General features: G+C 43.8%; 11 protein-coding genes and 2 pseudogenes. 10 read left to right on the plus strand and 3 right to left on the minus strand.

Going from position 1 to position 14,564, the window contains the following annotated elements; translation table 11 throughout:
- Nucleotides 1-95: 95 nt before the first annotated feature.
- Nucleotides 96-1,103 (minus strand): GlxA family transcriptional regulator, encoded by a 1,008-nt coding sequence (locus QZ562_RS14715; protein WP_293761631.1) that lies wholly within the window; start codon nt 1,101-1,103, stop codon nt 96-98.
- Between the two features lie 313 nt (nt 1,104-1,416).
- Here QZ562_RS14715 and QZ562_RS14720 point away from each other — a divergent pair, with 313 nt between their 5' ends.
- On the plus strand, nt 1,417-1,740 hold the full coding sequence (locus tag QZ562_RS14720) for an NAD(P)H-dependent oxidoreductase subunit E (protein ID WP_293761633.1): 324 nt from the start codon (nt 1,417-1,419) through the stop codon (nt 1,738-1,740).
- 110 nt (nt 1,741-1,850) lie between these two features.
- A pseudogene (locus QZ562_RS14725) lies at nt 1,851-2,278 on the plus strand (hypothetical protein).
- Between the two features lie 657 nt (nt 2,279-2,935).
- Here the strand turns inward: QZ562_RS14725 and QZ562_RS14730 are convergent.
- Entirely contained in the window at nt 2,936-4,213 is a 1,278-nt protein-coding gene (locus tag QZ562_RS14730) for an aromatic ring-hydroxylating dioxygenase subunit alpha (RefSeq protein WP_293761635.1), read from the minus strand.
- Nucleotides 4,214-4,552: 339 nt separating this feature from the next.
- Here QZ562_RS14730 and QZ562_RS14735 point away from each other — a divergent pair, with 339 nt between their 5' ends.
- Entirely contained in the window at nt 4,553-5,650 is a 1,098-nt protein-coding gene (locus QZ562_RS14735) for a hybrid-cluster NAD(P)-dependent oxidoreductase (RefSeq protein WP_293761637.1), read from the plus strand.
- Between the two features lie 248 nt (nt 5,651-5,898).
- Here QZ562_RS14735 and QZ562_RS14740 read toward each other — a convergent pair whose 3' ends face one another.
- A complete protein-coding gene (locus tag QZ562_RS14740; RefSeq protein WP_293761639.1) occupies nt 5,899-6,066 on the minus strand; it encodes a hypothetical protein in 168 nt (55 codons plus the stop codon).
- Between the two features lie 84 nt (nt 6,067-6,150).
- Between QZ562_RS14740 and glyA the strand changes: the two genes are divergently transcribed.
- The 7 genes and pseudogenes from glyA to QZ562_RS14775 all read left to right on the plus strand — a co-directional run.
- On the plus strand, nt 6,151-7,404 hold the full coding sequence (gene glyA / locus QZ562_RS14745; protein WP_293761641.1) for a serine hydroxymethyltransferase: 1,254 nt from the start codon (nt 6,151-6,153) through the stop codon (nt 7,402-7,404).
- Nucleotides 7,405-7,482: 78 nt separating this feature from the next.
- On the plus strand, nt 7,483-8,733 hold the full coding sequence (locus QZ562_RS14750; protein WP_293761643.1) for a sarcosine oxidase subunit beta family protein: 1,251 nt from the start codon (nt 7,483-7,485) through the stop codon (nt 8,731-8,733).
- A 17-nt stretch (nt 8,734-8,750) separates the two neighbouring features.
- Nucleotides 8,751-9,044: a sarcosine oxidase subunit delta family protein gene (locus QZ562_RS14755; protein ID WP_293761645.1), complete on the plus strand. Its 294-nt coding sequence runs from the start codon at nt 8,751-8,753 to the stop codon at nt 9,042-9,044.
- Nucleotides 9,041-12,073, plus strand: a complete 3,033-nt coding sequence (locus tag QZ562_RS14760) for a sarcosine oxidase subunit alpha (protein ID WP_293761647.1) — start codon at nt 9,041-9,043, stop codon at nt 12,071-12,073. Before QZ562_RS14755 ends, QZ562_RS14760 begins: the two co-directional genes overlap by 4 nt.
- A complete protein-coding gene (locus tag QZ562_RS14765) occupies nt 12,066-12,665 on the plus strand; it encodes a sarcosine oxidase subunit gamma family protein (RefSeq protein ID WP_293761649.1) in 600 nt (199 codons plus the stop codon). The genes QZ562_RS14760 and QZ562_RS14765 overlap by 8 nt, the downstream gene beginning before the upstream one ends.
- A 148-nt stretch (nt 12,666-12,813) precedes the next feature.
- A complete protein-coding gene (gene purU, locus QZ562_RS14770; RefSeq protein WP_293761651.1) occupies nt 12,814-13,704 on the plus strand; it encodes a formyltetrahydrofolate deformylase in 891 nt (296 codons plus the stop codon).
- Between the two features lie 441 nt (nt 13,705-14,145).
- Nucleotides 14,146-14,541: pseudogene (locus tag QZ562_RS14775) on the plus strand (alcohol dehydrogenase catalytic domain-containing protein); the annotation flags it as partial.
- Between the last annotated feature and the right edge of the window lie 23 nt (nt 14,542-14,564).

The following is a 14,564-nucleotide window of genomic DNA, read 5'->3' on the forward strand; positions in this document are numbered from 1 at the left end:
TCATGTTGTAATGTGAAGTATGGAAGCTGAGGCGTGTGTGGTGCTCAATGGAAAGGAGAACACAAAAAACTACTATATCCTCTTCGGATGCAGCATCAGATGTATAGAAGAGAAATTTTAGAACCGCGGTTAAATCTTTCGTCTCTCGGTGGGATTTTAAAGGTATTGCGATAGCACTTACTGAAGTGTGGCGTCGACACAAAACCGCAGCAAATCGCCACTTCGATAATGGACAAATTGGTTTGTTTTATCAGCTGTCGTGCACGCGTTAAACGTATTTGCAAATAATAGCGATGAGGTGAGCACTGCAGGTATCGTTGAAATAAACGTTCAAGCTGGCGTCTGGATAGGCTCACGTAACAGGCTAGCTCATCGAGACTTAAGATTTCTTCAATATTAGCCTCCATTAAATGGACAATTTCTTGTAACTTGGATTGATTTGCGCCAATTATATGTTGCAGTGGGATGCGTTGCATCTCTGATTCATCACGCACATGTCCATGGGCAAACATCTCACAAATGGCGATTTGCAGCGCTTTTCCATGGGCCTTGCCAATAAGGCATAACATTAAATCCATTGGCGCCGTGCCACCTGAACTACACCAACGATTTGTGTCGATGGTAAACAGCTGGTTAGTACTATCGATATTAGGAAAATCTTCTTGCCAACTGGCTAAGAGTTCCCAGTGTATGGTGCATTTGATACCGTCCAACAACCCAGCCTTAGCCAATAAGTAACTACCTGTACAGATCCCACCTAAGATAACTTTATGACGAGATAAGTAGTTCAACCAGTTAAGCGTCAACTTGGTGATGGTATCTTTAATCGCAATCCCCCCACAAACCAAAACTACGTCATAAAGACTCTGTTTATCAATACCACAATCCACATTTACACTTAAACCATCGCTGGCCGTCACTGAGTTGCCATCTTCACTGATCATGGTCCAGACATATAATGTTTTTCCCGAAAGTTGATTAGCCATGCGCAGCGGTTCTATAGCCGAGGACAGTGCCATCATCGTAAAGTTGGCTTGCAATAAAAAACCGATATGTTGAGTTTTATTGCTTTTATCATCATATGTATGTGTCGCGGATGCCATAAATCAATACCTTGTCATTATTACAAATAAATGTCGCGTATTAGTCATTATTAATCAAATATACACTGCGTATTAAACACTGAGTCTAGCGATTGATATTGTTTAAATAACGCATTCTTCATTGTCCCAATAACGACTACTTTAGCACTTCAAACGACATCATTTAATATAAAGTGATCTTTTTATCTAGTAACTTTACAAGCGTCTGAGTTGCTATGTCTCAATTGGTTATGTGCGTGTCTCAATCATTCAGATGTAACCTATGCTATTGGCATTAAGGTGGACATATAAAGCCATGATGTGATCGATACCTATGAGCACAATCAGTGGCACTGATATCCATAAAATACATGACCAACTTGAGTACCATAAAACTCAGCCCGGTGCTCTGCTGCCTATATTGCATGAGGCCCAAGAGGAATTGATTTATCTTTCACCCGAAATTGTACCTATGATTGCTACTACACTGAACCAATCCAATACCGAAATCCACGGGGTAATTAGTTTCTATCAACATTTTTTAGACCACAAGCCTGGGCTAAATAAAGTTCAATATACCGCGTCAATATGTCGCGTCTTGTCAGGCGATGAGCTATTCAGGGTCAGAACAAGGCATCAAACAGCGATTGGATGTTGATTATCACCAAACCACCAAAATATAATTTAAAAGGACACCCAACATAATTTGGTTGTTTTATGAACAGTTCTATATTTTAAGTTACCTTTAGTGACATAAGTGGGTGCCCCATGACCCAAAAACGAGCGAGTCTGGTGTGTTTGTCGGATACACCTTATTACCACTGCATATCCCGTTGTGTGCGTCGTTCATTATTGTGTGGTGCGACAGCCGCACTGTAGATAGTTATTCTGGTTAGAGTTATGAGCACAGGCGGGGATGGGTTGAAGAGCGTTTGTTGTACCTGTCATCGCTGTATGCAATAGATATATGCGCTTATGCCGTGATGAGTCATCATGTACATGTTGACGTAGATAAAGTAGGACATAAAGAGCATCAACACAGCCCCATTCTTTCGCGCTTGGGTTTAGATGCTGAGCAATGGCTTTGTCTCACCACTGAATTTGAAAAACATTTTTGTTATGCAGCCGGTGCCGAGCAAATGATGAATAATTTTAAACGCCACATAAACCATCAACGGATGCGAGGTATGGGTTAGGCAAAATGACTACTCTAAAAAGGGCGATACAGAGGTGAGAGGTGAGGAGTGAGAGCTCAGACACTGACTCTCTGTAAACTCTTGCACTACAAGAATACCGCCCCATCCCAATCATCAAAGAAAAAGGGCCAAATTGCTTACTTCACAATACTCAGGTTCAATCCCTCAACTTACTTTCTTCGCGGGTGCACTTTCAGCTATGAGTAATAGATGGGGCCGTAGCAAAATTAATTTATTGTACAGTGGTGCAACTACCAAAATAGTGGATTTGAGCCACTCAATTAAGCGGCCACTTTCGCCCTCATTTGATTTTAAAACACAGCAGTTTCTCGAACGGTGGCAAACGACATCATCAAGATCAGTTTTGTCATGCCACCGCTATGACCGCAATGGCTCATTCTTGGCTGTATGGTACTGAGCAAAACTAATGCCAACGTACTCTTTTATGTATCCATATTCCGTTTCTCAGATACTCATTTTTCCTCTGTGGTAAAGACAGTGTTTTCATGAATAACCACACCAATATAAAAATGCTGGCTCTTACCACAGAGGCGTCTAAGCGCGGGTACTTTTTCCATTTATAACGTATCACTCAATAGAAGGATACGTCATTGTCACTGCATAAATGAGGCTTCTGGTATTGTTTAATGAGTACTTTCAACCGCAATATTTTTCAGCCGCAATATTTTTCTGCATTGCATCACTAAACCAGTCAATAAAATTGATCACGCCAAACTCAAAGGTTTCTGAATAAGGCCCAGGTTGATAAGCCATGGAGTTAACGCCTCGCTGATTATTCTCTGCTAAAATGCGGTCTTGGGTATTGGTTGCATTCCACACATACGTTAGCCTATCTATATTATAATCAAGACCTTCAACTGCATCTTTACGTACCACCCATTTGGTGGTGACTTCGGTCAGTAGAGGACCTACCGGTCTAACCTGAAAAACAACCAAATGATCGCTTTGGGCGTGGCTCCATGAGTTGGGTAAATGCAGAATTCGCATAGAACCCAAATCTGGATTTTTAATCCGTCCCATTAATTTGCTACAGGCTGCATGACCATCAACTGTCATAGCCACTGCGCCTTCTTTGAGTGGCATACGCACGATGCGGTTTCGCAAACCGTGGCCATGAGAAACATGTTCATACGGAATTTTTTCTGCCTCCCAAAGTGCTTGTTTAGCGGCCACCTGGGCCCTGAATTCATCACTGGATCGGGGATCTTCAGTGTCGTCCCACTCCAACATAAAACTTAATAATTCGGGGTGAGAGCCGTCACAATGATAACACTCCCGGTTATTTTCAATCACCAATTTCCAGTTAGCCTCTTCCAATATAGTGTTTTCAACAGCAACTTTGGCATTGTCAAGATCATAGGGTTCGAGATAACGGGCCAGATCATCGAAATAGGCGTCGATATTAATCGGATTGTCACTCAAGGAAACATAAATATAACCACCAGCAGTTTTGCAATTGATAGGGTGTAGACCGAATTTTGATTTATCAAAATCACTGCCCATTTCTCCACCTGCATACAGCAATGTACCATCCAGCTCATAGGTCCATTGGTGATAGGGGCACACCAGTTTGGCCACTTTACCCTGTTTGGCCTGACACAACTTCGAGCCACGATGGCGGCAAACATTATGAAAGGCTCTGACCTGGCCCTGATCACCACGGACTATCATAATTGGATTACTGCCAATTTGTTGCGAAATATAATTACCTTTAGCGGGGATTTCACAAGTTAAACCGACAAAAAGCCATTCTTTTTGAAAAATCTGTTTCATCTCAACATCAAAACAATGTTGGTCAGTATAAAAGGGCTGAGGCAATGAATAATTAACCGGGTGGGTTTTTAGACATCCAACCATCGTCTCACTCGGGCTTAATAACAAAGTCGAATCAAGTTTTAGCTTTAAATCAGTCATTATATTTCCTTATTGCCATCATTGAAAACCAATTGATGTGGTTATTAATACAGTACATTTTTATATTATTTATGCTGTGCATGATCGACATTAGCTCACTAAACTGATAATGGAATTTTGCAGTCTCTTTGTGAGTCTAGCTTTTCCAAAAGCGACAAAATTGCAGTGTAATACCGACCTACAATGTAAATTAAAACTTATTTTGGCACTTTTTATTTTGCTGCTTTTGCTGTTGCGGGTGATATTGGTTATAGCCATGTCGTTTTTGACAAAGTTACCTGACCCTTACTATTAGATATTCTGCAGAGAACCAAGCTTAATAATCCGGATACCATCACCATGAGCGATGATTTTCTTACCACAATCAACACGCAAAGTTGGGCCAATGGTCGCCATGAAGTCCAGTGCGTAAAAGTTGTCTATGAAACGGCCGACGTGCGTACCTTCTGTTTTGGCTCGACAACGCCGATCATGCATTTTTTTAAACCAGGTCAATTTGTCACCTTTGAATTGGAAATTAATGGCCAGCAGGTGTTACGCAGTTATACTATTTCCTCCTCCCCATCCGTACCTTATAGTTTTTCAGTGACCATCAAACGCATTCCAGATGGGCAAGTATCAAATTGGATGCATGATAATTTAAAGCCAGGGGATTTACTGGCGGTGCATGGTCCCGTGGGGCGTTTTAACTGCATCGACATTTTTGACGATAAGGTATTGCTGCTCTCCGGTGGTGTGGGTATTACCCCAGTAATGTCGATGGCAAGGTGGTGGTATGACACCAATACCAACGTTGACATGATGTTTGTGCACAGCGCACGCACACCCAAAGACATCATCTATCGCCGTGAACTTGAACTTGTTGATTCGCGGATCGACAACTTTAGTTTGAATTTTATCTGTGAACACGTTGAGAACGGCGAAAGCTGGAGCGGTTATACAGGTTTTTTTGACCGCAAAAAACTTGATATTATGGCCCCAGATTTCATGGAGCGAACTGTGTTTTGTTGCGGCCCCCCGCCGTATATGACCGCCGTGAAAAATATGCTTATCGCTGCGGGTTTTGACATGGCTAAATACCATGAAGAAAGTTTTGGTGCGCCGCCGGAAGCCGCGCTATTGGATGCAGAACAGCAAGCTGATGATAATGCTAATCTGGAAATTGTTCATGAAGATCTGCTGCAAATCGAATTTAGTCATAGCGGAAAATCGATAAAAATAAAACCCGGTCAGACGGTACATGCCGCCGCCGCATTATTGAGTCTACACATACCCAAAGGATGTGGGATGGGCATGTGCGGAACCTGTATTGTTAAAAAAACCGCGGGAGAAGTAGAAATGTCACACAATGGTGGGATCACCGAAGAAGATGAAGCAGAAGGGTTTATTCTTAGCTGCTGCAGCATTCCCCAAAGCGATGTGTCTATCGAATATTAAGTATATACCCAAGTGACATCGATATGCAGGGTTCACTTGGGTATAAACCCCCGAAGTATTAACGTAGCTGCCACTCCAATCAGCCAATCATTTTTTTTATGTGCACTCTGCGTTCTTTGTGCTGAGCTTTTGTTTTTCCCGCCCAGTCGCAACACCCATAGCTTTGGCTAGGTATTTTCGTTTTTCAGCTAATCCGCCTTTCTTAGAAGACTCCCCAGACACTGTGACCTGTGTCGAGAGAAATAATTTTAATTTTTCTGATTATTTAGCGACATTTCTAAACAGGAAAAAATGTCGCTAATAGTCGCAAGTGTGGCGTTAGCAGAACTATTGGCTAAGTGAACGAGGGCTACCATTCGGATCAATGGGTCAGGCCATTGCATGCCAAGAGAAGTGTTCGAAGCAGAAAACAGCATAACCACTGACACCAATTTTAATTTGCTTTTTATGAAACTTATTCACTTTACAACTGGGCCTTTTCAGGCGCTGGAGATGGCACAATGTTTTACAAAAATGATCAAATAGCCGGTTTTGACGAACCAATATGGCAAGCTATCCTTAGCGAAGAAAAACGCCAACAGGATCATGTAGAACTCATTGCTTCAGAAAATTATACCAGTGCCCGTGTGATGCAGGCGCAAGGAACACAGTTGACTAACAAATATGCCGAAGGTTATCCGGGTAAACGTTATTACGGCGGCTGTGAACATGTCGACATAGTCGAACAAGTAGCCATCGACCGCGCCAAAACGTTATTTTCTGCAGATTATGCCAATGTCCAACCTCATTCAGGCTCCCAGGCGAATGCTGCGGTGTTTATGGCGCTATTACAGCCTGGTGATACGGTGTTGGGTATGAGCCTAGCCCACGGAGGCCATTTAACCCATGGTTCCAAGGTGAGTTTTTCGGGCAAAATGTATCATGCTGTTCAATATGGACTAGATGAAAATACCGGCCAAATAGATTACCAACAAGTTGCACAGCTGGCACAAGAACATAAACCTAAAATGATTATTGCCGGATTTTCTGCCTATTCTCGTGTGGTTGACTGGCAGCGCTTCCGGGATATCGCTGACAGCGTGGGCGCCTGGTTGTTCGTTGATATGGCACATGTTGCTGGTTTAGTGGCTGCAGGGCTCTACCCTAATCCTGTCCCTATCGCCGATGTTGTCACAACGACTACCCATAAAACCCTACGAGGGCCTCGTGGTGGATTAATTTTGGCAAAGCACAATGCACAGCTCGAGAAAAAGTTTAATTCAGCGGTATTCCCGGGGGGCCAAGGGGGACCTTTGATGCATGTGATCGCAGCCAAAGCCATCTCCTTTAAAGAAGCGATGCAACAAGACTTTATTGCCTATCAACAACAGGTTATCGATAATGCTCGTGCCATGGCAAGCGTTTTTCAGCAGCGGGCTTTTAACGTGGTATCAGGGGGGACTGACAACCACTTGTTCCTGTTAGATCTTATCGACAAAGGGATCACCGGTAAAGACGCCGATGCCGCATTGGGCCGGGCGAACATTACGGTTAACAAAAACTCTGTACCCAACGATCCTCAATCACCCTTTGTTACCAGTGGTTTACGTATTGGTACGCCAGCTGTCACCAGCAGAGGTTTCGGTGTCGAGCAAGTTTCTGAATTGACCCACTGGATCTGCGATATTTTAGACGACATAAACAACGAAGGGACCATCCATTCAGTGCGGGATAAAGTGCTGGCCTTGTGTGACGCGCATCCTGTTTATAGCTAATAAACACATCGCCACCAGACAAATTGGGTTTGATAAACAAATAAGTATTGCCCTAGGCAATTAAGAAAAGGGTCTACCATGCAAAAATACTCGGGGTTCGGATTGTTAAAGCATTCCTTGACTCATCACGAAAACTGGCAACAAGTGTGGCGTAATCCCACGCCTAAAAAACATTATGATGTGGTGATAGTGGGTGGCGGTGGTCATGGTTTGGCGACTGCTTATTACATGGCAAAAGAGCATGGTTTAACCAATATTGCTGTGGTTGAAAAAGGCTACCTTGGCGGTGGGAATACGGCGCGAAATACCACTATTGTGCGTTCCAATTATTTATGGGACGAAGCCGCCCACTTGTACGAACATTCGTTAAAATTATGGGAAGGTTTGGCCCAAGAGCTCAATTATAACCTCATGTTTAGCCAACGGGGAGTCTTGAATCTCGGCCATAGTTTGCAAGATATGCGTGACATAGAGCGGCGGGTCAATGCTAATCGCCTCAATGGTATTGATTCACAAGTACTCAATAACGCTCAAGTACAAGCGAAGGTGCCCATTCTAGATTGTTCCAAAAACGCGCGCTATCCGGTTATGGGGGCATCTTGGCAAGCCCGCGGTGGCACGGCACGGCACGATGCCGTTGCTTGGGGTTTTGCTCGTGCTGCCGACGCCTTAGGCGTCGACTTATTGCAACAAACTGAAGTAACTGGTATTCGTCGCAAAGAAGGCGCGGTATGCGGCGTAGAAACCAACCGTGGGTTTATTTCTGCGAATAAAGTTGCCTGTGTTGCAGCTGGTAATTCTAGTACCTTGGCCAAGATGGTGGGCATAGATTTACCCTTAGAGTCCCATCCTCTGCAAGCCATGGTATCTGAACCTATTAAACCCATACTCGACACGGTAGTGATGTCTAATCATGTCCATGGTTATCTCAGCCAGTCGGACAAAGGCGACCTTGTTATTGGTGCGGGTATCGACAGCTACCTAGGTTATGGTCAACGGGGCTCATTTAATGTTGTGGAACATACCATTGCGGCCATTATTGAAATGTTTCCCATATTCAGTCGGGTCAGGCTTAATCGTGCTTGGGGAGGGGTGGTTGATACCTGTCCCGATGCTTGCCCAATCATCTCTAAAACCCACATTAACGGACTGTATTTCAATTGTGGTTGGGGTACCGGTGGCTTTAAAGCCACACCAGGCTCGGGACAGGTATTTGCCCATACCGTTGCTAAAGATGAGCCTCACCCTCTGGCCAAAGCCTTTAACATTGACCGTTTCACTTCGGGTAAATTAATTGACGAACACGGCGCTGCCGGTGTTGCGCACTAAGTACGGGAGTTTTAAGCATGTTACATATCCATTGTCCCTACTGCGAAGAATATCGTGAAGAAGAAGAGTTTAACGTTGTAGGCGAAGCACACATTGTGCGTCCAAAAGCACCTGAGGAACTCAGCGATGAACAGTGGGCAAGTTACTTGTTCTTCCGAAAAAATCCTCGTGGTCTACATCATGAAATGTGGGTTCATAGCCACGGTTGTCGCAAGTTTTTTAATATGACGCGGCATACGGTAACGTACCAGATCATGGAAACCTACAAGATGGGCTTAAAGCCCAGTATCAGTGCTGAGGATACAAAATGAAACAGATAAACCGTATCGATAATGGTGGCCGTATCAATCGGCAAAAAACCTTAGTTTTTACTTTTAATAACAAAACCTATCAAGGTTTTGAGGGTGACACCCTAGCCTCTGCGTTATTAGCTAACGGTGTAGATGTGGTCGGCAGAAGTTTTAAATATAGTCGCCCTCGGGGCATTGTCACCGCTGATGCTCAGGAGCCAAACGCTATTTTCCAAGTGGGTTCAACTCAAGCCACCACCATCCCTAATCCCCGGGCAACACAGACTGAGTTGTATAAAAACCTAGAGTGCCACTCAACCAATGGTTGGCCGAACGTGGATTTCGATTTGATGGGGGCGGTGGGTAAAGTAGGTGGCGCAGCAATGCCACCAGGCTTTTATTATAAAACGTTTATGTTTCCCCAATCCATGTGGATGTCATATGAAAAAATTATTCGTAAAGGTGCAGGCTTAGGTTGTAGTCCTCAATTACCGGATCCAGATAGCTATGATAAGTTGCATCATCATTGTGACGTAATGGTCGTCGGTGCAGGCCCGGCAGGTTTGTCAGCTGCGTTGTCAGCCGCCCGCGCTGGCGCAAGGGTTATTATTGCTGACGAACAAAATGAATTGGGTGGCAGCTTATTGTGCACCAGACAGCTACTCGACGGCCAGACGGCACAAGTCTGGATAGACAAGACCATAAGTGAATTGGCCCAGAATAAAAATGTCATCTTGCTACCACGCAGTACAGTATTTGGCTATTTTGATCATAATTATATTGGCATAAATGAACGCCGCAGCGATCATGTAGGCGAACTGGATCATAACGGCACCCGCCAACGTTTACACAAAGTGCGGGCCAAACAGGTTATTTTAGCCACAGGCGCTCACGAGCGTCCTCTAGTATATGGCAATAACGATGTGCCTGGTTGTATGTTAGCTTCAGCAATCTCCACTTATATTAATCGCTATGCTGTCGTACCCGGCAAAACCTTAGCCCTAATGACAACCAATGACTATGCCTACAAAGCCGCCTTAGATTGGCATGACGCCGGCAGAAAGGTCGCATTGATTGTTGATACCCGTGCTAGCTCCGATGGCGACATGGTTAAAAAGGCATTGCAGCGTGGGATCAATATTGTATTTGGCCATGCCATTATCGACGTTAAGGGCAGTAAGCGAGTTAAATCCGTGGAGGTTGCAAAACTAAACGACACCGCTGATAAAGTGGTTGGCGCAACAGTTAGTTATGTTTGCGATACCGTCGCCAGCTCTGGCGGCTGGAGTCCGGTGATCCATTTATCTTCCCATACTGGCAGCAGGCCCGTATGGCGTGACGACGTTCAGGGTTTTGTACCCGGAAAAACGGTGCAGGCACAACATGCATGTGGCGGTTTACAGGGTGTCTATAATCTATCTGATGTATTGAAAGACGGTTTTAGCTGCGGCGCAATAGCGGCAAAAGAAGCGGGGAAAGTTCACGGCAACGATTTTGACGATCACCTTAACATATCACCTGCAGTAGATGAATTTTCTGAATCTGCACCAATGGCGCTATTTCATATACCCCACTTTAAACCCACCAGTCGCGCCCCTAAACAGTTTGTAGATTATCAGAACGATGTTACCGCTGCTGGGATAGAGATGGCCAATCGTGAAGGCTTTGAATCTATAGAGCATGTAAAACGTTATACCGCTTTAGGCTTTGGAACAGATCAAGGTAAGCTAGGTAATATCAACGGTATGGCGATCACGGCCAAATCCCTGGGTAAAACGATACCTGAGACCGGTACCACCATTTTTCGTCCCATGTATACACCCGTTACCTTTGGTGCATTGGCAGGCAGTGATGTAAAACAATTATTTGACCCAGCTCGATTTACTGCCATGCATAGTTGGCATTTAGTCAATGGTGCTGAATTTGAGGATGTGGGTCAATGGAAACGACCCTGGTACTTCCCTCATCCTGGCGAAACCATGCAGCAAACACTGCGCCGAGAATGTTTAGCCACTCGCAATAGCGTAGGTATATTAGACGCATCCACTTTGGGTAAAATAGACATTCAAGGCAAGGACGCCAGAGAATTTTTAAACCGCATATACACCAATCCTTGGAGTCAACTGGCGGTTGGCAAGTGTCGTTATGGTGTCATGTGTAAAGAGGACGGCATGGTGTTTGACGATGGCGTAACGTCTTGCATAAACGAATCCCGTTTTCTAATGACGACCACCACAGGTGGAGCCCCAGGCGTATTAGCCTGGTTAGAACTATGGCACCAAACTGAATGGCCTGAAATGGAAGTGTATTTTAGTACTGTAACTGATCATTGGGCGACCATGACCATCTCTGGTCCTAACAGCCGCAAGGTTTTAGAAAAAATCACCTCGGCCGATGTCAGCAATGAAGCCTTCCCATACATGGGTTGGATCCCGGCACAAGTTGCCGGGGTAAAGGCGAGAATTTTCCGTATCTCATTCACTGGTGAGTTATCTTTTGAGATCAATGTGCAAGCTAATTATGGTCTGCATACTTGGGAAGCAGTTATAGCGGCAGGAAAAGAATTCAATATTACGCCTTATGGCACCGAGACCATGCACGTATTGCGAGCCGAAAAGGGGTTTATTATTATTGGACAAGATACTGATGGTTCAGTGACGCCTCAGGATCTCGATATGAATTGGGTCGTGGGTAAGAAAAAGGAATTTAGTTATCTAGGCAAACGTTCGTGGACCCGCATAGACAATCAACGCAACGATCGCAAACAACTGGTTGGACTAAAACCCAAAGACCCTAATTTCGTCCTGCCCGAAGGTGCGCAAATTGTTTTTGAAAAAGATCAAGCTATCCCAATGACCATGGTTGGACATGTTACCTCTAGTTATTTCAGTGCTTGTTTAGGCTACTCCTTCGCCCTGGCTGTGATAAAAGGCGGCATCGAACGCAAAGGTCAATCCGTATTTTTGCCTTTAGCTGATGGTACGACAGTGGAAGCTGAAATATGTAGTTCAGTTTTTTATGATCCCAAAGGAGCACGTCAAAATGTCTAATTTAGTCACACTAGAATCCCCCTTACACCATGCAGATTTTTCAAGCTTGGCGGCGTTAAATATTGAGGGCGGAGTGATTTTACGCGAGGCAAAATTACTTGGTCATTTAAATTTACGGGGTAATGCTAATAATCTAGATTTTTTAAACGGGGTAAAATACGTCTTAGATCTAGATCTCCCCTTACAACCCTGTTCATCTACCCAAAATGCCAACACTACAATCATGTGGTTATCACCTGATGAGTGGTTGCTCATCGTTGAAGGAGGCTCTGAAGCAGCAGTAGAAGATAAGTTAAGACAATCCCTTAGCGGACATTTTGCAGTATCTGACATCAGTGGTGCGCAGACTATGTTAGAGATAAGTGGTAAAGATTGTCTCCAGCTTTTACAAAAATCCATAGGTTATGATCTACATTTAGATAGTTTTCCAATCAATAAGGTAATTGGCACAGCATTAGCTAAATCGTCTGCTCATATAAGGCGCACAGGGGAACAGGATTTCCAGTTAATAATTCGTCGCAGCTTTGCTGATTACGTCTGGTTATGGTTGCAACAAAGTAGTAAAGAGTATGGACTCAGCGTTATCCTGTAGCACATGTCTGTTTACCACAGCACTCAACCTAAGCATCACAAATGAACGCTGCAGGTAATAGGTATATTTGATTTATATAAATATTGAAGTTTTATGTGGCTCACCTCAGAACCTGTTCAACTGCAGATCCTAGTTTCAAGGAGCAAATATGTCACCGTTCAATAGTCACCTAAAGCAAGGTGCTCAAACACAGATCATTACTGCCAGTTGTCCGAGTCTACCCGGCACAGTAGATGTGGTTACCGGTTATCTTTATCAACACGGATTCTATATCACTGAGATTCATTCCTTTGATGATACGGATAAAGAACAGTTTTTTATTCGTATTGAATTTCGTCCTGATAGTGAAGCTGAGTTTGATCGTCAAAGCTTTACGACAGGTTTTGCTCCGCGAGCCGAAAAATTTTCTATGGAGTGGCAATTATCACCTAAGTCTTATAAACCCAAGGTTGTGATAATGGTGTCCAAACAAGATCATTGCCTCAACGATTTGCTGTATCGCTGGCGAATTGGTAGTTTAGCCGTCGATATTCAAGCGATTATTTCCAATCACCCTGATTGTAAAGACTTGGCAACTTGGCACAATATTCCGTATTACCACTTTCCTATTACTAATGATACGAAGGCCCAACAAGAAGCACAGATATGGCAAATAGTGCAGCAATTTGATACTGATTTAGTGGTACTTGCGAGGTACATGCAAATATTATCTAACGGGATGTGTCAAAAACTAGCGGGTTGGGCAATCAATATTCATCATTCATTATTACCGGGCTTTAAAGGTGCAAAACCCTATCATCAGGCTTACGAAAAAGGTATCAAACTGGTTGGCGCAACCGCCCATTATGTGAGTGACCAATTAGATGAAGGCCCCATTATTAGTCAGGGAGTAAAAACCATCGATCATAGCTACTACCCACAAGATTTAGCGGCAACAGGGCGTGACATAGAATGCTTAACCCTAGCTCGGGCGGTACAATATCATATTGAAAAGCGCATTTTTTTACACGAAAATAAAACGGTGGTTTTTGCAAAATGATTCGTAGTTGCGGCTTTTTTCTGTGGATAATGAAAACAAAATCACTGTTCATTGGCAACATAAAGACCTAAACATCGGTATTGAATGTTGCTATCTTCATTATAAATCATGAAGCAAGTTTTCACTTCACAAACAGACTATAACGTTCAACAAGTCACAAAATCGACTACTGTCAATAGGTGAAAATAAAAGAGGCACATTAGGGTGTTCTGGTCAGCCACTCATGGCATTTTTCCCCTTACAAATAATGCCAAATCAGGTTCCTTATTAGGCTTATTTGCTAGCTTTCTCAACCACAAATCTGCTTATAAATTCGACATAAATACTCTCTCAGTGTCTTTATTAGACATCTTTTGGTCTTGAATGGAAATGTCATGGCCCCTTACAAGGCTTAAATTACAGTAACAAATTTGTAACATTAACCAAAAAAGAGAGTCAGTTATGTCTTCAAATCATGCAAATCGTGGCGTGGTATATACTGGACCAGGCAACGTTGAGATACAAAAAATTGCTTATCCAGAGCTCGCTATAGGCAACCGTTCCTGTCATCACGGTGTTATTTTAAAAGTTGTCACAACCAATATCTGTGGTAGCGATCAACATATGGTTAGGGGCCGGACTACAGCCCAACCGGGTTTAGTGTTAGGCCATGAAATAACCGGTATGGTTGTAGAGATGGGCCGCGATGTAGAATATCTTGAGCTGGGTGACATTGTCTCTGTGCCTTTTAATATCGCCTGTGGACGTTGCAGAAACTGCCGTGAAGGCAACACAGGTGTTTGTCTTAACGTTAATCCTGGTAGAGCGGGCGCGGCCTTTGGTTATGTCGATATGGGGCTGTCTCTTATAAACTTCTGACG

Origin of the sequence: uncultured Paraglaciecola sp., assembly GCF_913058035.1 — a bacterium.
In the GTDB taxonomy this organism is placed as follows: Bacteria; Pseudomonadota; Gammaproteobacteria; order Enterobacterales; family Alteromonadaceae; genus Paraglaciecola.